Below are 24,723 nucleotides of genomic sequence, written 5' to 3' on the forward strand. Positions count from 1 at the left end.
TGAACGAGAGAGGAAGATTGAAAAACGGGCCATGTGGGCCCGTTTTGGGAAAGGCAGAGTGTGTGCTCCATTGGAAATTAACACTTTGAAAGGTTCGCCAGCGATAACAATGGCCCTAACTTTTTAATCTTCTTGTTGCCACTCCAGCATACCGCCGACCATATTGGTACAGCCGTTGTATCCAAGCTGTTGCAGATATTCACAAGCTCGTTCACTGCGATAACCGCTACGGCAGATGATCACGATCTCACCGGACTTATCAATCTCCGACAAGCGATCTGGAATCTGTCCCAGTGGAATATGTTTGGCACCGGCAATCATGCCTTGCGCGACCTCTTCGTCCTCGCGGACGTCTATCATCTGTAGCTTCTCCCCCGCTTGTAAACGGCGACGTAGCTCGGATGGTTGAATTTCTGCGATTTGTGTCATATTCAGGTCCTCTTTTCTATATGGACTTAACGCCTATAATGATACCCAAGGGAACCAGGGGATGTCAATTTGGCCTTACAGAGACTCACTAAAACCATTTATGCAGCTTCACTATTACAATCAATAAAAGGAGAATATCATCCATGGACGTTATTGTTAACCCTACCCCTAATTTGAACGGGGAAATCGGAGCTTTGTCCTCCAAAAACTACACCACCCGTTACCTGCTGGCCGCTGCGCTGGCGGAAGGAACAAGCACGATTCATTTTCCGGCACATAGTGAGGACAGCGATGCGATGCGCAGATGTATTCGCGATCTGGGCGCTGTGCTGGAAGAAGACGACAGCAAAATCGTCATTCAAGGTTTCGGAAGCCACCCCCGTGATGTACGTGAATTAAACGTAGGCAATGCCGGGGCAGTACTTCGTTTCCTGATGGGGGTTACCGCACTATGCCCTGAGGTAACTTTTGTGAATACATACCCTGATTCACTGGGTAAACGGCCGCATGATGATTTGATTGATGCACTTGGTCAAATGGGGGTACAGGTAGAGCATCAGCAAGGACGACTGCCGATTACAATTAAAGGCGGTCAGGCCAAAGGCGGACATATTCGCGTGTCTGGTTCTGTAAGCTCTCAGTATTTGAGCGCCTTGCTGTTTGTTACTCCGTTGCTTGCTGAAGACAGCACAATTGAGGTTCTGAATGATTTGAAATCCAAAGTGGTCATCGGTCAGACGCTGGAGGTTCTTGAACAAGCAGGGATCATCATCCACGCAAGCGATGATTACATGTCCTTCCGTGTACCTGGCGGACAGGCATACAAGCCAACAACGTATACTGTGCAAGGGGATTACCCTGGCTCGGCTGCCGTACTTGCTGCCGCAGCAGTTACACAGTCTGATGTGAAAATTCTCAGGCTGATGGAGCAGAGCAAGCAAGGGGAACGTGCCATCGTCGATGTGTTGCGTATGATGGAAGTGCCGCTCACTCATGAGAATGATGTGGTTCATGTTCAAGGAAATGGCCGATTGAAGGCGGTTGAATTCGACGGAGATGCGGCTACGGACGCCGTATTGGCTATGGTAGCGGCAGCAGTATTTGCGGAAGGGACGTCACGGTTTTATAATGTAGAGAACCTGCGTTACAAGGAATGTGACCGAATTACGGATTATTTAAATGAACTCCGCAAGGCCGGAGCGAACGTCGAAGAGCGTCAGGCTGAGATTATCGTACACGGGCGTCCGGAAGGTGTCGAGGGCGGGGTAGAGATTAATGCTCACTATGACCACCGTGTCATTATGGCGCTTACTGTCGTGGGTCTGCGAGCCAAGCAGCCTATCCGAATTCGGGATGCACACCATGTAGCCAAGTCATATCCGCAATATTTTGATCATTTGCAGGCGCTTGGCGCCTCGGTTCAGTGGGTAAAAGAGTAAATTAACACGTTAAGCAGAAAAGGATGGTGCTTGAACATGGAATTTAACAACCCTACTCGAGAAGAAATTGGACACATTTTGCGCAATGCAGGCAACATCGCTGTTGTCGGCTTATCGGACAAATCAGATCGTACCTCGTATATGGTCGCGGAAGCGATGCAGAGCAGAGGATACCGCATTATCCCTGTTAATCCGCAAGCACAGGGAGAGATTCTTGGCGAGAAGGTGTATGCCACACTCGCAGATATCCCCGAGCCTGTAGATATTGTTAATGTTTTTCGGCGTGAGGAGTTCTGCGCGGAAGTCGCTCGTGAAGCTGCTGCGATCAAGGCCAATGTATTATGGCTTCAACTCGGCATTCATAACGATGAGGCTGTCCAGATTGCGGCAGAGAACGGCATGACTGCAGTCACCAATCGTTGTATCAAGGTAGAAGATTCCATCGTTCTGCGCGGCGCTGGCCGCGGCTAAGAGGCCATGCTGTCGTCATGAATTCGTTCTTGGCATCGCATATCCAATTCAGGATTGTAATGAACATCCCGCGTCTTTTCTAAGACACGGGATTTTTCCTGTTAAACATGATGCTTTTGCTTTGACAAAATGCTGTGTAAAGCTTACCATCTAGGATAGAAAGGAGAGGTCGCCATGAATTGGCTCGGATCCTTGCAGCAGCTCGGAAGAGCGGTTATGCTGCCTACAATGGTCCTGCCCGCTGCTGCCATTTTGCTCAGTGTGGGCAGTCTGCCCTGGGACGCCTGGGGAATGAGAGTTGTTGGTGATGTGTCTACCGTGGCCGGACACGGTATTTTTTATTTTTTGCCGTATTTGTTCGCTGTCGGTGTGGCGCTGGGGCTCTCCAACCAGGCCGGTCAAGCTGGACTTGCAGCGCTGGCTGGTATCGTTATCTATGATCAGGTTACCCGAAATTTCGGGGATGGCACGGTGCAACCTGCATCATTAATTGGAATTATACTCGGTGCGTTAGCCGGTGGAATGCATAATCGGTTCAAAAGTATCAAACTGCCTGAAATCTTGCAATTTTTCGGCGGATCAAGGTTTGTTTTGCTTATCGTCGGACTCTGTTCGGCTCTTTTTTCCTGCTTTATGTTATGGCTTGCTCCGGTTCTGCAACATGGCCTGAATTCCATTGCAACATGGGAATACAGTCTTGGCGGTTTCGGATTGTTCATCTATGGTGTGTTATACAGGGTGCTGGTTGCTTTTGGGCTTCATCATCTGCTGAATAACGTATTCTGGTTCCAGCTAGGAACCTATGAAACGCCGAGTGGCAATATTGTGCAAGGGGATTTACCACGTTTCTTTGCTGGTGATCCGTCAGCTGGATTTTTTATGGCTGGACTTTTCCCGATTATGATGTTTGCTATCCCTGCGATTGCATTTGCCATTATTCAAGAGGCCAGGGAAGATTTAAAACCAAAAATCAGAAAAACGTTTCTGACTTCTGCATTGGTTTGTTTTTTAACAGGGGTGTCCGAGCAGATCGAGTTTGCTTTTCTTTTCGCGGCGCCGTATCTGTTTATCGTACATGCAGTGATGTCCGGGGTGGCTATGTGGCTAAGTTATTGGCTAGATATAAGGCATGGTTTCTCATACTCGGCTGGCGTTATTGATTACATACTCAATTTCCATCTGTCTGAGAATGCTTGGAAGCTCATTCCGATTGGCATACTATATGGGTTGGTCTATTATTTTCTGTTCCGCTGGGCGATTCGTACGTTCAAAATTCCGACACCAGGGCGAGAAGAAGGGTCTATGCTGGAAGATTGGGTTGGAAATATCCCTTATCAAGCCCCGTTGATTCTCGAAGCATTGGGCGGGAAAAGCAACATCGTGCAGGTGGAGGCATGTATTACACGCCTGCGTCTGACGGTTCACGATGATCGGTTGATCGATACGGGTGCAATGAAGAATCTGGGTTCTGCTGGACTGATCAAGCTCGGCGGTGGTAACGTGCAGGTTGTATTCGGCACCTATTCCGAACTGATTCGGGAAGAGATTGCGAAGTTGCTGGAACGGGATTTGCAACAGGTACTGTTCGCAGCACCTGTGCAGGGGAAAATGCTCCCGATTGAGGAAGTTCCAGATCAGATTTTTGCAGCCAAGCTCGTTGGAGACGGTGTTGCTTTTGTACCGGAGCGAGGAGAACTGGTGTCGCCTGTCTTTGGAACGATCATGCATTTGTATCCGACGATGCATGCCCTAGGCATTTCTACACGAGAGGGACTGGAGGTTCTGCTTCATATCGGGATCGATACCTCACAGCTGAAAGGGCATTTTGAAGCGTTTGTGCAAGAAGGCGATACGGTTGAGCCTGGACAACTGCTGATCAAGTTTGATCTAGCCGTACTACGTGAACAAGCTGCGTCACTCACGACTCCAATGGTCATTACGAATCCGGATCGTGTAAAATCATGGAGTTTTGCTCCATTCAAGCAAGTGAAGAAAGGTCAGGCATCCGTCATGTCCGTGGTGCTCTATGACAGGAACGTTGGAGGGGTAGAATGAAGATACAAGGCATCAATGGAGCTGCAGGCATCGCCATCGGCAAAGCATTTGTCCTGCCCAGCTGGGAATGGGATCTACCCGACCAGAAGATGGATTCGGTGGATCTTGCCCAGGAATTCGAACGGCTGTACGAGGGGATACGGACATCGAAGGATGAGATCGAATATATCAAAAATGAGTTCAAAGAAGTTGTAGGACCTGAGGAATCCAGCATCTTTGATGCGCATCTGGCGATTCTGGAAGATCCGGTTTTCATGAATGAGATCCGCGGCATTATTGAGCGTCAGTATAAGGCGGCAGAGGTGGCGGTAAAAGAGGCGATAGACCACTTTGTCACCATGTTTGACCTTCTGGAAGATGAATATATGAAGGAGCGGGCGATCGATATCAAGGATGTCGGTAACCGCCTGCTTAAACATCTTCTGGGTGCACCTGAGATTACGTTACCTTCAGATACACAACCTTACATTCTCGTTGCTAAAGAGCTGTCACCGTCTCAATTGGCGCATTTAAATCCAAGCTATGTTTTGGGTATTGTTACGCTTATTGGAGGTAAAACGTCTCACTCGGCCATTATGGCACGTGCACTCGGGATTCCTCTCGTTTCCGGATTGGAAGCGAGTCTTGGCATGCCGGTCGAAACAGGGGACATGCTTGTCGTTGACGGTGATAATGGGTTGGTATTCACAGACCCGGATCGCAAAACCATTGAACGTTACACGATGCTTCGCAACAAGGAGATGCAGAAAAAAGAACAGTTGCAGGTGCTTGCCACCGTAGATGCGGTGACCAAGGATGGATCTGTGCTGAAGCTTGCTTCCAACATCAGCTCCGTGAAGGAGCTTGATCTGGCTTTGAAACACGGAGCCAAAGGTGTAGGTTTGTTCCGCACTGAATTCCTGTATATGGATCGTTCGACCTTCCCTGGAGAGCAGGAACAGTATGAGGTGTACCGGCTTGTTGCCGAGAAAACAGCTGGACAGTCGGTTGTGATTCGCACACTCGACATTGGGGGCGACAAGGAGCTCGATTATTTTGAATTACCGGAAGAAGATAATCCGTTTCTGGGCTATCGAGCCATTCGAATCAGTTTGGATCGCAAGGATCTGTTCAAAACGCAGCTGACGGCCATTCTACGCGCAAGCGCAGCGGGCAATGTGAAAATTATGTATCCCATGATCTCATCGGTTGAGGAGTTGCAACAAGCCAACGAAATCCTTCGGGAAGCGATGGCTGATCTGGATGAACGGGGCTTGGCCTACGATGCAAATATTCAGGTAGGCATCATGATTGAGGTCCCTGCTGCCGTGATGATTGCAGATCTGCTTGCGGAAGAAGCAGATTTCTTCAGTATCGGAACGAATGATCTGGTACAGTATGTGCTAGCAGTAGACCGAATGAATGAACAGATTGCTCATATGTATCATCCGTATCATCCGGCTGTGCTGCGTATGCTACGAGCGACCGTAGACGCAGCACATACGGCTGGGATTGACGTTAGTGTGTGTGGTGAGATGGCAGGGGACGAGCGCTCCATTCCGCTATGGCTGGAACTCGGGATTCGTCATCTCAGCATGTCTCCGCAATCCTTGCTGCGCGTGAAGCATAGAGTTTTGAATACTACGGCTGCTGATGCGAAGGAGGAGGCACGCAAGTGTTTTACCCTCAGAACGAGCAGTGAAATTGAACAGCGTTTGCAGATATTTAATGATGCGAGCGGCAGTCCTGACGATCAGAGCGGATCAAACGCATCTTAAAGTAAACTGACTGCACGCATTAGTAGACGAGCAATACCTTTAAATTAATATATTCACTTTTGTACCACTTTTTCCAAAAGATATAAAAACCGCCATGCATAGGATTGCATGGCGGTTTTTACTTTATTTTCGTTTTAGCTCGCTTTTATTTGGTAGCTTTTGCAGCGAGTGCATCACAGAAAGCTTTTCCATAAGGAGGGAGATCCGGTGGACGACGAGCGGAGATGATATGCCCATCCACGACAACGGCTTCATCTTTCCATATCGCACCTGCATTCTCCATGTCGTCCCGAATGCCTGGCGTTGAGGTTACGGTGACTCCGTTCAAAATTTTGGCAGAGATGAGTACCCAGCCTGCATGGCAGATTTGCCCGATCGGCTTGTGGTCTGCATGCATCTCTTTTACAAGCTCCAGCACTTTGGGGTAGCGCCGTAGTTTATCTGGAGCCCATCCTCCCGGCACCAGTATTCCATCATAATCGGAACTGCTGAGCTCACCGAAACTGTATTCAGCGGTAGCAGGAACACCATATTTGCCGACGTATGTTTTTCCTTTTTGCTCGCCAGCCAGATGCACTTCGGCACCTTCTTCACGGACGCGGTATACCGGGTACCACAGCTCCAGATCTTCAAATTCTTCATCAACCAGTGCGATGACTTTTTGACCTGATAATCTCATATATGAACTCTCCTTCGATAATGAATTTGGCAGATCGCGTCTTATATTGTACCAGATTTGCTAATTGGCTTCCTAATTTAAGTATGTTTAAGTACAAGTTCTCATCTGGATAGAACGATTTCAAACCAACCCGAGCCTTCATTCGACAACCTTCATCTGGTGACAGTGGTAATTTGTGCAACCTTTAGTTTACAGCAGGATTTAGGCGGAAATAGGTCGAATGGTACATACATAGAGAGTAAAGAACGAATGAGGTGATGGTTGTGCGCAAGTCGTGCAGATGTGGACATGTAATGGAATTGGAATTAAGAACGGTCGTATACGCCAAGAAGGTAGAAATTCGTAATGTACCTGTTTTTGCGTGTGCAGACTGTGTATCATACGAGGTGTTGCAGCCGGTGAAACCGGATTTGACAGAATGTATTAGCAAACTGGGTGAACAGCCCGTGAAGCAGGATGTCTCTTTTGGGGAACAGAATGAACTGGCTGACCTGCTTCACGAGCAGCTTCTGGCCTGGCCGGAGGCCACGGATCAAGAAATGGAATACCGAATGAAAGAGGCGGTAGAGGCACGAATCAATCTATTGCTCGATATTATGAGCTACGCACACAAAGCGGAAGACAAGGCGTGGATTGAGGATACGGAGCGCAGACTGGCACAGTTGTCGGGTTTTGTATGGCAGGCGCATTTCTCAAATGCCGTCTAGTTTTGACGTGTAGAATGCTTGTTTTCATGAAAATTGGATTTTTTGCTCACTTTTTGTTAAGATATCGAAGAGTGAAAACGCTCAACAAGGCGTTATTGCTGATTAAGGGGGATGTATAACGAATGGCTGACATGACTAAAATGACAAGTATTGAACAGCTAAACTCCGCTGTGCAGGCGACGGAGGATCAACCCTTGCTTCTGTTCAAGCATAGTACCCGCTGTCCAATCAGCGCACATGCTTATCAGGAGATGAATGATTATCTGCATAACTCTCCGAATGAAAGCGTGAAATATGGCATCATCTATGTGGTGGAAGATCGTCCGGTATCTAACGAAGCAGCTGAGAGACTGGGTGTTAAGCACGAATCTCCCCAAGTTATTTTGGTCAAAAAGGGAAATCCAGTATGGCATACTTCCCATTCAGAGATTACCAGTAAGATGCTTGCTAACACTTTAAGTGAGTCCTAGAGCCTATTTTAATTGATTAATGCAATAATTTGTCGTAATATAAATCTTAATGAAAATGGAATGAAAATTTACTGGTAATGGAGCGAAGTACTGTGACGGTAACCATTTATGATGTGGCACGTGAAGCTGGAGTGTCTATGGCAACGGTATCACGGGTAGTCAACAATAACCCTAATGTCAAACCGCAAACGCGGAAAAAAGTATACGAAGCAATTGAACGACTCGGATATCGTCCGAATGCGGTAGCCCGTGGTCTGGCGAGCAAAAAGACAACGACAGTTGGAGTCGTTATTCCGGACATTTCGAACTCCACCTTTGCGGAGATTGCCCGCGGAATCGAAGATATTGCGAATATGTACCACTACAATATCATTCTGTGTAATGCGGACAAAAAGAAAGAAAAAGAAATTCGTGTTATCAACACCCTGCTGGAGAAACAAGTGGATGGACTGCTCTTCATGGGCGGTACGGTAACGGATGAACACATTCAAGCGTTCCAGTCTGCAGCAGTTCCAATCGTATTGTGCGCAACAAGTGATGAGAAGGGCACATTCCCTTCTGTTGATATTGATCATGAAGCAGCTGCGTTTGATGCTGTCAACACACTCATTCGCCACGGTCACAAAGAGATCGCGATGATCAGTGGAACGTTGCAGGATCCGGCTAACGGGTTTGCACGTTTCCAAGGGTACAAGAAGGCACTGGAAGCAGCGGGTATTGAATATCAAGAGGATCTGGTACGCATCGGTAACTATCGTTATGAATCCGGTGTGGAAGCGATGAAATACTTCCTTGGACTCAAGAAAAAACCGACTGCGATCTTTGCTGCAACAGATGAAATGGCGATTGGTGCAATTCACAGCATTCAAGACGATGGATTGAAAGTACCGGATGACTTCTCCATCATTAGTGTGGATAACATTCGTATGGCTTCCATGGTGCGTCCACAGTTAACAACTGTTGCACAGCCGATGTATGATCTGGGCGCGGTAGCGATGCGTTTGCTGACCAAACTGATGAAGAAAGAAAATGTGGAAAATCCAAGAGTGATTTTGCCGCATGAAACCATTCTTCGTCTGTCTGTAAGTCACGCGGGTTAATTGACTATTTTATTAAGTAAGCGAAAGGGAGATTCAATTCTCTCTACATAGATATTGATTGTGCAGGAGCTCCGGAAACGGAGCTTTTGTGCTTAAAACGGCTTGGGTAATGACATGATCTCACATACAGAACGGGAACAGGGAGGATACAACAGTGCGTGAAACGATAGGAATTATGGGTGCTATGGATGAGGAAGTGGAACTTCTGCTTCAGGGCATGAAACAACTTGAAACGGTGAAGCAGACAGGGATTACGTATGTCGCCGGTGAGTGGCTTGGCAAGCAGATTGTGGTATGCAAGTCAGGCGTAGGGAAAGTAAATGCGGCGGTAACTACGCAGATTCTGATTGATCGTTTTCAGGTGAATCGAGTGATTTTTACAGGTGTGGCAGGAGCGGTTCATCCCGAATTGAACATTGGCGACATGGTTATTTCTTCAGTGTGTGTGCAGCACGACATGGACGTAACGCCACTAGGATTCGAACGTGGAGTGATACCGTACCAGGAGACATCGGCATTCCCGGCAGAGCCTGCGTTAATCTCGCTTGCTGAAGAAGCATGCAAGGCGCAGGGCGCTCAATATCGGATTGGCAAGGTGTTGTCGGGTGATCAGTTTATTGCCAGCAAGGAAACCGTAAACATGCTCTATAGAGAGATGGACGGAGCTTGTGCAGAGATGGAAGGGGCTGCGGTGGCTCAAGTATGTCACATGAACCGTGTACCCTTCGTTGTGCTACGTAGCATGTCTGACAAGGCAGACGGTTCTGCACATGTGAATTTTGCCGAGTTTACGGTGCAGTCTTCTCAGCGTTCCCATCGTATTGTTGAGCACATGCTTGAACATATGTGATTCGAAACACGTGACTTACCCGCAATGAGACACGAATAAATCGAAATGAGACACCAATAAACCGCCTCACAGATGCATTTTCCGTTTACGATGGAGAATGATCTGTAAGGCGGTTCTTTTATGTATTCAATTCGCGATTCGTACCTTTTATCTTTTTCTTTAATACATAAACCGATGACGAAAGCGGACACGGTCAAACTGTTCCTCCGAGGTCATGGGTACTTGACTGCCGATCCGAACCATAAGGCAATTCGCAGGATGGGAGCAGATTTCAGGATCATCTGTCGCGTACCAGGTCATATCAATGTTTTGCATAAGCCGCTCCATCATTTTGCGATAATCCCATACCGATAGTCCGCTGCCTTTCAAGTCCCAGTGCCAGTAATACTCTGTCGTGAAGATAATGTAGTTCTCCATATACGTATCTTGCATCGCAGTAAGGAGCATTTCACGGCCTACACCAAGAGAGCGATACTCGTCTGCGACTTCGATGGCTCCAAGCTCGATTAGGTCTGTCATGTTGCCCTCGGACCAGCGTTCACACTCATCTGCGTAGTGAAAAGTAACGTATCCGATGATGATATTATTCTCATGGGCAATTATAATTCGCCCTTCGGGTAAGGCAGCAATCTCAGCAATGGCTTCTTGTTGCTCTGTTGGGCGCCGAAAGGCATCCAGATCGGAGTGAAACGTCAATTCCATAATCTGTTCAGCGGGCACGGGCCCCTCAACCGTAATTCGGTGGTCGGACTTGAAAATGGAACGTATATGATGCTTCTTGATATGCTCCATGGTTCATACCCCTCTCTCCCCCTACTTATAGCAAAAAACCAAAAAAATGAAAAGCCGTAGACGATGTTTGATCCAATTTGCTATAATTGCGTTGACAAAAAATGTTCACAATTCAACACCGTTTGAGTGCATCGGTTGGGTCAGGCAAGTACATGACGAGAAGTTCTCTCTACTAATGTAAGCGCTAACTGGAAGTTCAGTCAACACAAAGGCAATACGAATGAACCCTGAAGGGAATCGAAATGTCGAGTTGAAGGAGGCTGGCAAGCATGAGTCAAGCACATAATGAGATGCTGCAAACGGTGGTGTCTGAATCGAATCTGGGTGATTATACAGAAGCAAGAAGCCGGTTCGATTGGGAAACGGTAGAAAGGCACTTTACGTGGCACGCCAGCGGCAAAGTGAATATGGCACATGAGGCGATTGATCGCCATGTCCTGGAAGGCAGAGGTGGGAAGACAGCCTTGCTCTACAGCGATGCTTCTCGTGAGGAAGCTTACACTTTCGCAGATTTGAGCGAGCAGTCGAGTCGTTTTGGTAATGTGTTGCGTAAATATGGCGTAGCTAAAGGAGATCGTGTTTTTATTTTTATGCCACGAAGTCCTGAGCTGTATTTCAGTTTGCTGGGAATTTTGAAAGTGGGCGCTGTAGCGGGTCCTTTATTCGAGGCCTTTATGGAAACGGCGGTGAAGGATCGGCTGGAGGACAGCGGAGCGGTAGCGCTTGTGACAACGCCGGAGCTTCTGGGACGGATCAAACGTTCCGAATTACCAGAGCTGAAACATATTTTTGTTGTTGGTGGCGGCCCACAGTCTGAGGATGGACTGATTGATTTTGATGCAGAGATGTCTGTGGCTTCAGATGATATGGAGGTAGAATGGCTGACGCGTGAGGATGGACTGTTGATTCATTACACCTCGGGTTCAACAGGGAAACCGAAGGGTGTGTACCACGTTCAGAATGCGATGATTCAGCATTATTATACAGGTAAAGTTGTACTTGACCTGCGAGAAGATGATATATATTGGTGCACAGCCGATCCAGGTTGGGTAACAGGCACGTCGTATGGCATTTTCGCCCCTTGGCTTAACGGGGTAACAAATGTGATTCGTGGGGGACGTTTTAGTCCGCAGGACTGGTATAGCACAATCGAGAAAAACAAAGTAAGTGTATGGTACAGTGCCCCTACGGCGTTCCGTATGCTTATGGGCGCAGGGGACGAGACGATTGCCCAACATGATTTAAGTAGCTTGCGTCATGTCATGTCGGTAGGGGAACCGCTGAATCCGGAGGTCGTACGTTGGGGGTGGAAAGCGTACGGTCAACGAATTCATGACACATGGTGGATGACCGAGACGGGAGCACAGTTAATCTGTAACTACCCCGGTATGCCGATTAAACCAGGTTCCATGGGACGTCCTTTACCGGGTGTTGAAGCAGCTATTATCGATGATCGTGGACAAGAGCTCCCTCCATACAGTATGGGGAATCTGGCGATCCGCACACCTTGGCCGTCGATGATGGCAAAAATCTGGAATAATCCAGCGAAGTATGAGGAGTACTTCAGACTGACAGGCTGGTATGTATCCGGGGATTCAGCGTACATGGACGAAGACGGATACTTCTGGTTCCAGGGACGCATCGACGATGTCATCAACTCTTCAGGTGAGCGCATTGGACCATTTGAAGTGGAAAGTAAACTGGTAGAGCACCCAGCGGTTGCTGAGGCTGGCGTGATCGGTAAACCCGATGTGACACGCGGAGAGATCATTAAAGCGTTTGTCGCGCTTCGTGAGGGGTATGAGGCGACGCCGGAACTGAAGGAAGAAATCTATCGGTTTGTAAAAGAGGGCCTGTCCGCTCACGCTGCACCGCGTGAGATCGAATTCAAAGAAAGACTGCCGAAGACTCGTTCAGGCAAGATTATGCGCCGTGTGTTGAAGGCATGGGAACTTGATCTGCCAACAGGTGACTTATCCACCATTGAGGACTGAGTAGCTAGCATGTAGAATTAAAAAGGACATGAACATAAACAAAGCCGCATGTCAGTGTATTTACACTGGACATGCGGCTTTTTCATTCGTTTACGATATTGGTTTGTCAACGGGTTTGCCACCCGTATTAAGGCTGATAGTGTATCGCTTCCGAGGATGCGGACTCTCCTACACTGTTGCTGGCAGATACTTTGAACCAACCCCCCGTTGATGAAGGTACACCATAAACCATACTGGTGCCTGAAGTGGTGCCAATCTTGGTGAAGGGGTCCGAACCTGTCTCGCTATAGAAGACAGCGTAGCTCTGCACGCCGTCCGTTTCCGAGTTCGGTGCCCACTGAATACGAAGCCCTTGGGAGAGCGCTGATACGCTCACTTGGCCTGGTGTGCTTGGAGCCGCCGTTGGTGCATTGTTGTTACTGACGGTTTCTCCAGGGGTTACCACCGTACCAGGTACCTCAATAGGCTCTTTGACTTCTGTATCAGGCGCACCAGCGCCTGCACTGCTCACCGTCGCACTTGGAGCAGATTCCTTGCCAGCAACGTCTACGGCAGTAACATAGAATGCAAAGTTGCCACTAGCTGTTGCGTAAGCTGAGAACGATCTGGACTCACCTGTCAGTACAACCTGGCCTTGATTCTGGAATCCGGCACCACCGACTGAACGATAGAGACGATACCCAACAACATCACTTTCAGGTGTAGCATTGAATGTGATGGATGCCCGTTCTCCCGAGATGGAGATGCGGACATTGCCAGGTGCATCTGGAGCTTTGCCGTTATCCTTGCGTGGATCAACCTCAGTTGGCAGATCAGCACCGGCATCCTCAGGCAGATAATATGCAAGCGACTCATGACGACTCATCCGTTTAAATGCATTTTGCAATTCTTTGATGAGATCGGAGATCGGTTTCTTACGCTTGACAACCGTTTTTTCCTTCAACATATCCGCAGGTGTTTCATCACGTGGAATGTAATTTACACCGTTGTAGGTAATATATTTCGCTTTAGCGACAGCATCATCACGGTCCTTCGGAATAAATTTGCTATTGAAAATGTCAGTAACAAATTTATCGGTCAGGGATGTTGGTAGCTTGCCACTGTATGCTGAGACCGTTCTGGTTTCAATACCAGAAGGTTTTTTGAATGAATTAGTAACAAACAGATCCTTCTGTGTTTCGACGACTTCATTCATAATTTTGGCCCAAAGCTGCTGAGCACGTTTGCGTTGTGATTTGTTTTCGAGTGTATTAATCGGCTGTTTATAACCAACCCACACACCGAGCGTAACATCTGGTGTATATCCCTCAAACCAGACATCGGCGTAGTTCTGGGTTGAACCTGTTTTACCGACAATAGGCACACTTGATCTGTACTTGTAGTTTTCCCGTACTTTATCGGCTGTACCTTCTGTTATAACGGTACGTAACATGTCCGTCATAAGATAGGCCGTCTGTTCCGAAAATGCCTGTACAGGCTCGCTTTCGTGTTTGTATACAATATTGCCTTTGGAATCCACAATTTTGCTGATCATATAAGAATCGTTGTAGACCCCTTTGTTAGCAATTGCACCGTAGGCATTTGTTAGTTCTTCCACAGTTACACCATATTGAAGTCCGCCGAGAACACCGGTCTGGGCCTGGTAATCCTGCTTCTGGATCGTTGTAATGCCAAGCTTTTTCGCAAAAGTCCAGGCTTTATCGATGCCAACTTCCTCATTAAAAAGCTTCAGAGCCGGAATGTTCAATGAGTAGTTCAATGCTCTACGAGCGGTTACCAAACCTTGGTAACGGTTGTTCGCATTCTTGGCGATATGGTATCCGCTAGGGCCGTCTTTCAAAATAATTGGCGCATCGTCGATGACGGAGGCCGGTTGAATAAGACCTTCCTCCAGAGCTGGCAGATAAGCCGCAATAGGTTTCATCGTAGAACCGGGCTGACGAATCATTTGAGTCGCATAGTTCATCTGTTCATCCTGGAAGCTTCGGCCTTCAATCATACCGAGGATTGCTCCTGTTTTATGATTGATCAGCATCGCTGCAGTCTGCTCTTTTCCCTTGACAGGATCATCTGCTGAGAAGTTGCTGTTATCTTCGGCAATCGTACGCATCGTTTTGTAGATGTTCTTGTTAATTGTTGTATAGATGCGATATCCGCCTGTGCGAAGCTGTGACTGAGCCTCTTCCAGCAGGGCACTGTTTTCCTTTTGCGATGCCTCGACGTCTGTACTTTTGCCTGTTGCCTTAGTTTTGTCGGCATTCATCTGCTGCATGATAATCTGTGCTGCTTGACGTTCCGTTTCCATCATAAGGTATGGATAAGTGTTATAGGCTTTAATGGTTTTCGGAGCAAGCGAGCTTTTGATATCAAAGGCAAGTGCATTGTTGTATTCCGATTGCGTGATTTTGCCAAGTTCCAGCATGCGGCGCAGAACCAGTTTTTGACGATTGATTGCGCGATCAAATTTATCCTCTACAAAATCGCCTTTACCGTTAAAGGCGGAGTAGGAAGAGGGAGACTGAGGTAATCCAACCAAATAAGCGGCCTGAGCTATATTTATTTTTTCGAGATCATTGATATTAAACAATCCCTTGGCGGCTGCTTTGATTCCGTAAACGTTGTATCCGCTGGAACCATTGCCGAAAGGCACCTTGTTCAGGTAAGCGGTCATAATCTCGTCTTTGGTTAGAAAACGTTCCAGTCGAAGGGAAAGCAAAATTTCCTTTACTTTACGATCTTCCGTACGGTCCAAATTCAGAAATACACGTCTAGCCAATTGCTGCGTAAGCGTACTGCCACCCGTTTGTACTGATTCTTTCAGCACTTTTTGTTTCACGGCACGCAGTGTTCCGCTCATGTCTACACCTTTATGTTCGTAAAAATGATTGTCTTCAATCGAGATCACGGCATCAATAACTTTTTTGGGGATCTGGTCAAAGGTGACCGGACGTCTGTCTTCTTCCGTGCGAAGTTGACCAATCGGACTGCCGTCAGAAAAGTAAGCAAAGCCTGTGATGGAGTTTTCGCTGACTTTTTGTTCAATCAGGGCCCTTGACCGGACAGGTTCGTCTTTGACGATCGAACTGACGTAACCCATTAAAGCACCGCCAACGAATAGTATGCCCATAAATCCAAGGACAACCATCCACATAACGAAGCTACCTAGTTTGCGTGCAAAGCTACGCTTGCGTACAGGCGGATCTTCAGGCTTTTTCTTAGTAACATCAACCATTCAGTGTCTTCCTCCTTTTAACAGCACTAATTATAGCATAAAAAGACCCGTTTGCATGCCTGAGAAATACAAGTAATGGTCGAAATTTGCCAATCTGGAATGGATTATGATATATAGCATGTGATATCGAACAGCATTTCATGAGTTGCAAAAGTAAGGAAAAAGGCTGGAACTGCATGCAAGCAGGCCAGCCTTGAAGTCTATATAGAAAAGAGTGTTTGAAGAAAAATATAGTATCTTAGGCTCATTAGGTTCTGAAACGCTGGATAAGTTCCAACAGTTCTTGTGTGAGGTGTGCCAAAGAAGCGGATGCAGCAGTGATTTCCTCCATAGATGCAAGCTGTTTCTCCGAAGCTGAGGCAACCTGGCTTGCGTGCGCTGCTGTTTCAAGACCAATCGTTTTAAGTTGCTCAAGTGATGAATCGACCTGTCGGGACTCACCTGACATCTGTTTGGCAATGGTGGAGACTTGTGCAATTTGTTGATTCACGTCGGCGATCTGTGATGAGATGGATGAGAATAGCTCACCACTCTCGTTCATTACATCGGCAATGTGAGTCACCTCGGTGCTTCCTTTTTCCATATTTTCAACGATAGCCGAAATCTCTTGTTGAACGGATTGGATCAACGCGGCAATGTCAGCAGCCGATTGTCTGGATTGCTCGGCTAAATTGCGAATCTCTGCAGCTACAACGCCAAAGCCGCGTCCGTGTTCCCCCGCTCGCGAAGCTTCAATAGAAGCGTTGAGGGCGAGAAGATTCGTTTGTCGGCTTACTTCGGTAATCATACCCGTTATATGACCAATCTCTTCCGAGCGCTTTTTAAATTGCTCCAGTGCAGTCATGGAGGATTGGACAGAAGTGTTTGCACTCTCCACCATATGGATAGCTGCCTGCATTTTGTCTGTTCCGTATGAAGTTCGTTCCGTCACTGATTTTGATGTACTACTTACTTCGGCAGCAGCCTCAGCTATTCTTCCGATGCCCGTGGATATTTCGTTCATCGAGCGGGAGGAATGAAGTAACTCCTGAACTTGCTTCTCCGCTTTGTTTGCAACTTCCATTCCGGTAAGTGCCATCTGTTCGGCGGCTTTGCTTGTATCCTCTGCCCCGGCGGTTAATTGTTGCGAAGTTGAACCGACCGATAAGGCATGTTCAGATATAACAGAGATCGTATGGCGTAATGTATTCATCATGTTGTTCATGTGAATGGCCATGACTCCAAATTCATCCTTCGATTTAACAGGCAACTTTTGTGTCAGATCACCATGCGCGAGTTGTCCTGCGACAACATTTACACGGTTCAATTGCTTTACTATGGATATGATGGTGTACGCGACCACACTTGCCAGTAGAAGTACCGCCAATATAGCGATGAGTACAGACCATTTCAAGCTATCATAAAAAGGCTGGAGTATCACGCTTTTGGGTAATGCAGATACTAGATGCCAGCTAGAATCGGAGCCTTGAAGCTTGGCAGGTTCGGCAATAAATAATTCTGGTTTGCCATTGTCAACCGCAGTGTAGAACCCTGTATCATTCGACTGGATCCGCTGAATAAGTGCTTGGGTACTGGAAGAGAGCTCGGCATTCTCTTTGGTCAGTTCCGGTCTTGAGCCGTGCGCAGCAACGTGCCCTTCACTTGTAATCAGCATGGCATAGCCTTGGTCTGGATTCAGAGATGCAATATTTTGCTGGAAACCTTCAATCGTAAAATCGGCCCCAACGATGCCAAGAAAAGCATTGTTCTCATCAAGTAAAGGCAGAACGATGGATACGAGCAAGGTCTCTTTACCAGCAACTTTGTACGTAGTGGGCTCGGACCAATAGATGGTTTTGGTCGCCTTCGGCTGTTGATAGTATTTACTGGTTTCACTGTTTCCCTCATAAGTAGTGAGCGGTTCAAAATGCAAGGAGCTTCCATCCCGGATAACGTAAGGGATAAAACGGCCTGTTTCATCATCGTATTTATCCTTATTCACATGTTCTGCATCTTTGCCGTCAAAGGCATTGGGCTCCCATCCGGTATAAAAACCAAAAACCTTTTCGTCCTTTTTCAAGTATTCTTCCAAAAGCCTTACGATATCTTGACGGCTCAGCGTCCCATTTTTTGAAGCGTCCAGCAGGGTTGTACTCAAACTGTCGAGCGTATTTTTTACCTGGTTGATGTAAGTCATGAATTCGCTAGTAGCTGCACTTGCTGAGTGTTCGGCTACAGCTTCACCATATTGTAGGCTTTTGTCGTATATGGCTTTGGTGTTAAAGGCAATTAATGCGCCGATCGAGCAGAGGAGCACTAATCCGAGCAGTAATCCTAGCTTTACCGCAAGCTTGGTATTTCGAAAAAATGACATGTGTAGCCCCCTAAGTTATCTTTCTATTTTGTGCGTGTTTCGATAAACATATTATCGTTATGTAGAGGCTAGTAATGAAGAGGGTCTGGGGAAGGAGTGAAAAAAAACAACAAAAAAGCAACTGCCGAGGAAATCTCGAACAGTTGCTTTTTTGTTGTGATGCAACGATTAACGGTTGTAGAACTCGACGATTTGTTTTTCATCGATGTCTTGGGACAATTCAGCACGCTCAGGCAAGCGGATGAATTTACCTTCTACAGCTGCTTCGTTGTATTCAACGTATGCTGGAAGATGCGAACGGTTTTCCAAAGCTTCCTTAACGGAAGTCAGACCGCGGCTTCTTTCACGCAAGCCGATTACATCGCCAGTGCTTACTTGGTAAGAAGCGATATCGACTTTTTTGCCGTTTACAGTTACGTGACCGTGTGCTACCAATTGACGCGCTCCAGCGCGGGAGTTAGCAAAGCCAAGACGGTAAACGAGGTTGTCAAGGCGGCACTCAAGCAAGAACATGAAGTTCTCACCGGCAATACCTTGCATTTTTTGCGCTTTGGAGAACAATGTGCGGAATTGTTTTTCACCCAAACCGTACATGTGGCGCAATTTTTGTTTTTCTTGCAACTGCATACCGTAGTTGCTCATTTTTCTGCGTTGGTTAGCTCCGTGCTGACCTGGAGGGAAAGGGCGTTTCAATTCTTTGCCTGTTCCGCTCAGGGAAATGCCGAGGCGACGGCTTAATTTAAATTTAGGACCAGTGTAACGTGCCATGTTTAAAGTAGCTCCTTTTTAGTTAAAGTTCATATAGGGCTCTGTTTGCGCTCCAATTTGTTGATGCGGGCTTGGCCTCGCATAGAACGATCAGGAAAGTTCAGCCGCTGTCCTGAAAGCAACAAAAAGAATGAGGGTGACACAACCGGTAATGCCCAAATTTAAAGACCGTATTAGTAGTCTTCATCAACAATTTATTCTACATTCTGAGAGGAGTAAAGTCAAGCAATACATAAAGCCAGAAAAACGTCTAAATTTGTCGATAGGTCATTAGGCCTAAAATAATGGGACAATTTTCTGAAATATGAGTGCAAAAAAGCTTCAAACAGAGTAAAATAGATGGTATCTTAACTTTAAACAATCTTATGTATCAAGGTTTTCGCTAATATTTTGCAGATTTGCGATAATTGATGCAGATTAATGCATCCCCCAAGATGCAAAAACGGTGCAAAGGAGCGCCTGACATGTTGGAACATCTAAGAAGTTTACCTACCAGTCTGAAGTTGCGAAGCGCGGGCGATTCCACATCGTTTACAGTGCTTCCATCTCATGATGACCATGCGTTGTGGATGCAAAAAATGGATATCACACCTTTTGACTTCTCATATTTAAGCAGTTTGTTAGGACAAGCCTTCACGGATTGGACAAACCAGACAGATTCTGTGCCAGGTGGGCCAATTGCTGCATACAGTGTTTGGAATACGGAAGGAGAGTGCATAGGAGAGGACTCCGGTCAGATTACCGATTCGGATATCAATGTACGTTCGATGGTTTTGGAGTGTGCTGAAAAGGAACAGACGTTATCTAGACGCGGAATTAGTAAACATGGGGAGTATCTGCTGATTGCCGAGCCTCTGTTTTCAAGAATCAATAAAGATATATTTGCTGTGTTTGTTGCGCTGGTCTTTGAATCCCACCGATCCGAAACGTCAGAAGCTGTGGTTCGATCTGAGGCATTGCATTACCGCACCTGCTTTTACCGAAGATTTGAATACATATTTATGACGGACTTGTTGCACTCACATGAACAAACCGCTCGGGAGGAACACCGAAGATCCATTCTTTTTCAGATCGTACAGCGTATGCATGACAAAATGGATGTCGGGGCGATATTGGACGAAGTATTTGTCAGTATGGACTACCTCTATCCTTCCACACACATTATGCTCTATATGTCTCAGGACCAGAGAAGCTTTAATCCTCGTATTAAGCCACTCCTTATTCAGGAGCGTGGAGAAGATATCTGTGTTCGCTCATTTATGGAGGGCAGACTGATTGTCTCCCGGTCTGATGAGTTGGACAAACGAATCATTGAGGTGGGCTTGCCGCTCAAAGGCAAACAGGGCATATACGGAGTGTTTCATATCGAAATGAACGAGGAATTGATGGAAGACTCCGATTTGCAACTGATTGCGATGATGGCGGATACAGCAGGGACAGCGTTCGAAAATGCAAAACTTCATGAGCAATCCCATATGTTGATTCAGGAACTTCGTGTAATCAATGATTTGACACAGCGCCTTAACAAAAGCCTGCAATTGATGGAAATCTATCAGTTTTCCGAGCAAGAATTTAAAAATATCTTTCAGGCCGACTATTGCTGCATTTTGCAATTGAATGACAGTACGAACAGGTTTGAGGTGATGGCGACCAATGTAAAAGAGATTCGGCAGAGAACGTATCCTATGGATTCTGGTATTGCGGGTTACATGTATCAGACTGAAGAGCCATTAATCATATCTGACTATACGCAGTTTGATAAGGTGACTTCCAGTTTCATGGAATTAACAGGCGCGATGTCTCTGATTGCAGCACCAATTCGCGTGGATGGACAGGTGAAGAGTGCTATTTTGCTTGCCCATGTGCGGGAACATTTTTTCTCCTATGAGAACTACAGGTTGCTACAAATGTTATCGATTCATCTGGGCCTTGCTTTAACCAATGCTACCCTGCATGCTGAGGTGCGCCGGTTGGCCAATCTGGACATGTTGACCGGACTGTACGTAAGGCATTACCTGGACAATATTATTCACGAACGTCAGGCTCATGATTACTGCGGCTCATTGGTTGTCGTGGATATCGATCAGTTCAAACAGGTGAATGATACCTTTGGGCATCAAACCGGGGATCAAGTATTAAAACAAGTCAGTGATATTGTTACAAGTTCGGTTCGAGCCGAGGATATTTGCGCAAGGTGGGGCGGTGAAGAGCTGGCTATCTACATGCCTCAGATCGGAATTCAGCAAGCGCTTGTGTATGCGGAACGAATCCGTACCCGAGTTGAGGCCGAGACGAGACCGTCTGTTACGGTGTCAAGTGGCATTGCTGAATGGAACTGGATGGATGAGAAAGTAAGTGTAGAGTCCCTGTTTTACCGTGCAGATATGGCGCTGTACAGCGCAAAGAACGGGGGCCGGAATCGAATTGTCATAGAGGAACAGGAAGGTATACGATGAGAGAGAACATTCCGGTTGCGGAGTCGTTTCTCTCCTTTTTTTGTTTTTTTATGGGACCGGTATGTGGATCAAAGTCCATGTGGTTTGTCTGGTCGCATAGTAAGGAAGTATAAGCACATATTGTGAGGGCAATCTATGGAGAAAATGACTGAAAGGTGGAATAGACATGTTGAACCGCCAGTCTACGTTTTCTTTATCGCTAATCCTTTGCCTTGTGCTAGCCATTGTTCCGGGGTGCGGGATGCTCCAGCATGATCGGACGCCTGAAGAAATATTTTCTCTGGCATTATCCGGCATAGCGGGGAAAGAGACGTTGACGTTTGAAGGACAGGCTGGATTGAGACGAGAAAACAGTGGAATGTTTGAAAATCAATTTAAATTTGAAGGCAAGCTGGAAGACCATGACCGGCTGACATTGCAGACCCGATTACCAGGTGCCGTGACTGCAGCGGATTCAGGAGTAAGTTTGAATGCGGTGAAAAATAATGGCCAACCGAGCGGATTCAGTGCCTCTTTTCAACGTAAAAAAGGACAATGGAATGCTTTAACAGCGCAGCATGAACCATTACGTGGCTCCTTATCCCGTTTTAACCCCATTGCGCAATTAGAAAAGATCGATCGTATGAAGAAAACGATTCAGTCCGAATATGGTTCGGGGCGCCAAACACGCATATTGCGGATTGAGCTTGCGCCAGAGGACGCCAAAACCTGGGCTACAGACCAACTGACAGATGAGATGAATTCCATTCGGGCAGAGTACATGCACAAGGCGAGTCAAGTGAAAGGTGCGAGTAAGCAGAAACTTGAGCAGGAATTGCAAAAGGTATGGCAGCAGGGTGAGGACACGATGCAGAAGTTGATTCAAAAGGCTGAGGTGCATACGGTCTATCATCTGACGGTTGATCGCAAAACCAGCTTACCAATGCGCCTTTCCTCTGAGAGTCAGGTGAAATACACGGATAACAGTAGCCGAAGCAATGTAGAAGCACTGGTAACCGATGTGAACTTTAAATCATATCAATAAATAAAACCTGTGACTGCCTGCTGACGGGATGTCTGGTGCGTGCTACAATAGTAACGTAATTTACCGTTGTTCAATTCATTGAATGGCAGATGACAGGAGGATTAATCGAATGAAGGACCCTAGAATTCAGAAGCTTGCAGCGAACCTCGTAGGTTATTCTGTTGATGTACAGCCTGGCGAAAATGTATTGGTTGAGATGATTGGATCAGAACGTGATTTGATCAATGCCATTATTGAAGAAGTGGGCAAAAAAGGCGGTAACGTTTTTGTACAGTTGACAGATCGAACCGTTCAGCGTGTGATGTTGCAAAATGCTACGGAAGAGATGATGAAAACGTGGGCAGAGATTGATTTGAACCGTATGAAACAAATGGATTGTTATATCGGCATCCGTGCGGGAGAGAACGTGAATGATCTGTCCGATGTGCCGGAAGAAAAAATGAAACTGTACAACTCCCTGTATTCCCATCCAGTACATAGCGAACAGCGTGTCAAACATACAAAATGGGTGGTGCTTCGTTACCCTAACGCAAGCATGGCGCAACTCGCGAACACCAGCACGGAAGCATTTGAAGACTTCTATTTTGACGTATGTAACCTGGATTATGCAAAAATGGACAAAGCCCAAGACTCACTTGCAAGCCTCATGAAACGTACAGATAAAGTGCGGATTACGGGGCCAGGCACGGATCTGAGCTTCTCCATTAAAGATATCGGTGCAGAGAAGTGTTCCGGACAAAAAAATATTCCGGATGGTGAAGTATACAGCGCACCCGTACGCAACTCCGTTAATGGAACAATTAGTTATAATACACCGACGCTGTATAACGGAATTACGTTTGAGAATATCAAGTTTACATTCAAAGACGGTAAAATCGTAGAAGCATCCAGCAATGATACGAAACGCCTGAATGAAATTCTGGACTCAGATGAAGGTGCGCGTCATATCGGTGAGTTTGCGATTGGTTTCAACCCGCACATTCTACATCCGATGAAAGATATTTTGTTTGATGAAAAAATTGCAGGTAGCCTGCACTTTACGCCAGGTCAGGCATATGAAGAAACAGATAACGGAAACCGCTCATCCATTCACTGGGATCTCGTATTGATTCAGCGTCCAGACTACGGCGGTGGCGAAATCTATTTCGATGATGTGCTGATTCGTAAAGATGGCATCTTTGTCATTCCTGAGCTGGAATGTTTGAATCCGGACCAGTTGAAATAGGAACTGTATTTTGCAGTTGCTAGGAAAGCGGATTCACGGTATCATGTAGTGGTAATTAATAGATGATACCAAAAGTGAAAAGACGGAGGGATTCCTATGTCGAGTAATAACGCGGCTGTAGTGGAAATTGCTCAAACAGCAGGCAAGTTTACTTCTTCAATCGTGCTTCATTCAGAGAACAAGTATATTGACGTAAAAAGTATTCTTGGGTTGTTTACAACGCTGATTAGCACGCACAGTTATGAACTGCACGTTCATGGCCCGGATGCAGATGAAGCGAAGGCAGCAATGTCTGAAGTATTTGCAAAGCATGGCCTGAATGTAAACATCGCATCTGAATAACATCATTAAGAACACCTCTGCCTTCGGGCAGGGGTGTTTTTAATCATAGCAGAACACAATGTCCGTTAGAGTGAATTAGACAAAGCGAGAAAAGGCTGTAACAGAGCTCACAACTCGTGCGGTTATTTTGGTCAGGTTCTTGTATTAGCTCTTCATTTCGTCTAATATTAGAGGTAGAACGTCTTTACGCGATTTTGGGACATAGGGGGGAAATGATGCATGACTTCATCTGATCTGCAGGACCAGCTGAACCTGAAAGCAATCAATCTTCTTCAAGAAGATGCAGATAAAATACAGAAGCTTATTGAAGTACAGATGGAGAATCTGGCTACCCGCTACTGCCCTCTCTATGAGGAAGTATTGGATACACAGATGTATGGGTTCTCCAAGGAAGTTGATTTTGCTGTCCGTGCAGGACTCCTTCCAGAAGGTACAGGTAAGCAGATGGTTAGCGCGCTTGAGCGGAACTTGGCGATTTTATATGAAGCTTTGAACAAAAAGAATGAGCAATAGCCTGCAATCGCGCGGGTCAGAATAGAAGGCATGCACATTCCGTTGCATGCTTTTTTTGTATGTGTTG

Annotated in this window: 20 protein-coding genes; 14 read left to right on the forward strand and 6 right to left on the reverse strand. The window is 46.6% G+C overall.

Going from position 1 to position 24,723, the window contains the following annotated elements; translation table 11 throughout:
* Nucleotides 1-123: 123 nt before the first annotated feature.
* Complete coding sequence (locus H7T88_RS14680) at nucleotides 124-429, reverse strand: rhodanese-like domain-containing protein (protein ID WP_221789033.1); 306 nt, start codon at nucleotides 427-429, stop codon at nucleotides 124-126.
* 143 nt (nucleotides 430-572) lie between these two features.
* On the opposite strand from H7T88_RS14680, the gene aroA reads away from it, so the two are divergent.
* The 4 genes from aroA to ptsP all read left to right on the forward strand — a co-directional run bounded on the left by aroA (nucleotide 573) and on the right by ptsP (nucleotide 6,151).
* The gene (gene aroA, locus H7T88_RS14685; protein WP_154888272.1) at nucleotides 573-1,868 is read left to right on the forward strand and encodes a 3-phosphoshikimate 1-carboxyvinyltransferase; all 1,296 of its coding nucleotides are present in this window, start codon (nucleotides 573-575) and stop codon (nucleotides 1,866-1,868) included.
* 36 nt (nucleotides 1,869-1,904) lie between these two features.
* On the forward strand, nucleotides 1,905-2,339 hold the full coding sequence (locus H7T88_RS14690) for a CoA-binding protein (protein ID WP_090923677.1): 435 nt from the start codon (nucleotides 1,905-1,907) through the stop codon (nucleotides 2,337-2,339).
* Between the two features lie 174 nt (nucleotides 2,340-2,513).
* Nucleotides 2,514-4,394 (forward strand): glucose PTS transporter subunit IIA, encoded by a 1,881-nt coding sequence (locus H7T88_RS14695; protein ID WP_154957729.1) that lies wholly within the window; start codon nucleotides 2,514-2,516, stop codon nucleotides 4,392-4,394.
* The gene (gene ptsP / locus H7T88_RS14700) at nucleotides 4,391-6,151 is read left to right on the forward strand and encodes a phosphoenolpyruvate--protein phosphotransferase (RefSeq protein ID WP_221789034.1); all 1,761 of its coding nucleotides are present in this window, start codon (nucleotides 4,391-4,393) and stop codon (nucleotides 6,149-6,151) included. Before H7T88_RS14695 ends, ptsP begins: the two co-directional genes overlap by 4 nt.
* Nucleotides 6,152-6,296: 145 nt before the next feature.
* On the opposite strand, the gene H7T88_RS14705 is transcribed toward ptsP, so the two are convergent.
* Nucleotides 6,297-6,830, reverse strand: a complete 534-nt coding sequence (locus H7T88_RS14705; protein WP_221789036.1) for a type 1 glutamine amidotransferase domain-containing protein — start codon at nucleotides 6,828-6,830, stop codon at nucleotides 6,297-6,299.
* Nucleotides 6,831-7,123: 293 nt separating this feature from the next.
* Between H7T88_RS14705 and H7T88_RS14710 the strand changes: the two genes are divergently transcribed.
* From H7T88_RS14710 to H7T88_RS14725, 4 genes are all read left to right on the forward strand, one after another.
* Entirely contained in the window at nucleotides 7,124-7,537 is a 414-nt protein-coding gene (locus H7T88_RS14710) for a hypothetical protein (RefSeq protein ID WP_154957727.1), read from the forward strand.
* A gap of 122 nt (nucleotides 7,538-7,659) precedes the next feature.
* Entirely contained in the window at nucleotides 7,660-8,007 is a 348-nt protein-coding gene (gene ytxJ / locus H7T88_RS14715; protein ID WP_090923672.1) for a bacillithiol system redox-active protein YtxJ, read from the forward strand.
* A 92-nt stretch (nucleotides 8,008-8,099) separates the two neighbouring features.
* A complete protein-coding gene (ccpA, locus tag H7T88_RS14720) occupies nucleotides 8,100-9,107 on the forward strand; it encodes a catabolite control protein A (protein ID WP_090923671.1) in 1,008 nt (335 codons plus the stop codon).
* Between the two features lie 175 nt (nucleotides 9,108-9,282).
* A complete protein-coding gene (locus tag H7T88_RS14725) occupies nucleotides 9,283-9,957 on the forward strand; it encodes a 5'-methylthioadenosine/adenosylhomocysteine nucleosidase (protein ID WP_090923783.1) in 675 nt (224 codons plus the stop codon).
* A 159-nt stretch (nucleotides 9,958-10,116) separates the two neighbouring features.
* Here H7T88_RS14725 and H7T88_RS14730 read toward each other — a convergent pair whose 3' ends face one another.
* Nucleotides 10,117-10,749, reverse strand: coding sequence for a GNAT family N-acetyltransferase (locus H7T88_RS14730; protein WP_145331936.1), 633 nt, complete (start codon nucleotides 10,747-10,749; stop codon nucleotides 10,117-10,119).
* 269 nt (nucleotides 10,750-11,018) lie between these two features.
* Here H7T88_RS14730 and acsA point away from each other — a divergent pair, with 269 nt between their 5' ends.
* The gene (gene acsA / locus H7T88_RS14735; RefSeq protein WP_221789038.1) at nucleotides 11,019-12,743 is read left to right on the forward strand and encodes an acetate--CoA ligase; all 1,725 of its coding nucleotides are present in this window, start codon (nucleotides 11,019-11,021) and stop codon (nucleotides 12,741-12,743) included.
* A gap of 127 nt (nucleotides 12,744-12,870) precedes the next feature.
* On the opposite strand, the gene H7T88_RS14740 is transcribed toward acsA, so the two are convergent.
* The 3 genes from H7T88_RS14740 to rpsD form a co-directional block, all read right to left on the reverse strand.
* The gene (locus tag H7T88_RS14740; protein WP_221789040.1) at nucleotides 12,871-15,975 is read right to left on the reverse strand and encodes a transglycosylase domain-containing protein; all 3,105 of its coding nucleotides are present in this window, start codon (nucleotides 15,973-15,975) and stop codon (nucleotides 12,871-12,873) included.
* 247 nt (nucleotides 15,976-16,222) lie between these two features.
* Nucleotides 16,223-18,328 carry a methyl-accepting chemotaxis protein gene (locus H7T88_RS14745; RefSeq protein WP_221789042.1) on the reverse strand — a complete coding sequence of 702 codons (2,106 nt, stop codon included), beginning with the start codon at nucleotides 18,326-18,328 and terminating at the stop codon, nucleotides 16,223-16,225.
* Nucleotides 18,329-18,496: 168 nt separating this feature from the next.
* Nucleotides 18,497-19,096, reverse strand: a complete 600-nt coding sequence (gene rpsD, locus H7T88_RS14750) for a 30S ribosomal protein S4 (protein ID WP_154888288.1) — start codon at nucleotides 19,094-19,096, stop codon at nucleotides 18,497-18,499.
* Nucleotides 19,097-19,560: 464 nt separating this feature from the next.
* Between rpsD and H7T88_RS14755 the strand changes: the two genes are divergently transcribed.
* The 5 genes from H7T88_RS14755 (at nucleotide 19,561) to H7T88_RS14775 (ending at nucleotide 24,656) form a co-directional block, all read left to right on the forward strand.
* Nucleotides 19,561-21,552, forward strand: coding sequence for a sensor domain-containing diguanylate cyclase (locus tag H7T88_RS14755; protein ID WP_221789044.1), 1,992 nt, complete (start codon nucleotides 19,561-19,563; stop codon nucleotides 21,550-21,552).
* Between the two features lie 166 nt (nucleotides 21,553-21,718).
* On the forward strand, nucleotides 21,719-22,576 hold the full coding sequence (locus H7T88_RS14760) for a hypothetical protein (protein ID WP_221789045.1): 858 nt from the start codon (nucleotides 21,719-21,721) through the stop codon (nucleotides 22,574-22,576).
* 109 nt (nucleotides 22,577-22,685) lie between these two features.
* Nucleotides 22,686-23,801, forward strand: coding sequence for an aminopeptidase (locus H7T88_RS14765; RefSeq protein ID WP_090923663.1), 1,116 nt, complete (start codon nucleotides 22,686-22,688; stop codon nucleotides 23,799-23,801).
* Between the two features lie 96 nt (nucleotides 23,802-23,897).
* The gene (locus tag H7T88_RS14770) at nucleotides 23,898-24,143 is read left to right on the forward strand and encodes an HPr family phosphocarrier protein (RefSeq protein ID WP_090923662.1); all 246 of its coding nucleotides are present in this window, start codon (nucleotides 23,898-23,900) and stop codon (nucleotides 24,141-24,143) included.
* Nucleotides 24,144-24,362: 219 nt separating this feature from the next.
* Nucleotides 24,363-24,656: an Fpa/YlaN family protein gene (locus H7T88_RS14775; protein ID WP_090923661.1), complete on the forward strand. Its 294-nt coding sequence runs from the start codon at nucleotides 24,363-24,365 to the stop codon at nucleotides 24,654-24,656.
* Nucleotides 24,657-24,723 lie beyond the last annotated feature (67 nt).

Origin of the sequence: Paenibacillus cucumis (ex Kampfer et al. 2016), from assembly GCF_019748695.1 — a bacterium.
Lineage (GTDB): Bacteria > Bacillota > Bacilli > Paenibacillales > Paenibacillaceae > Paenibacillus > Paenibacillus polysaccharolyticus.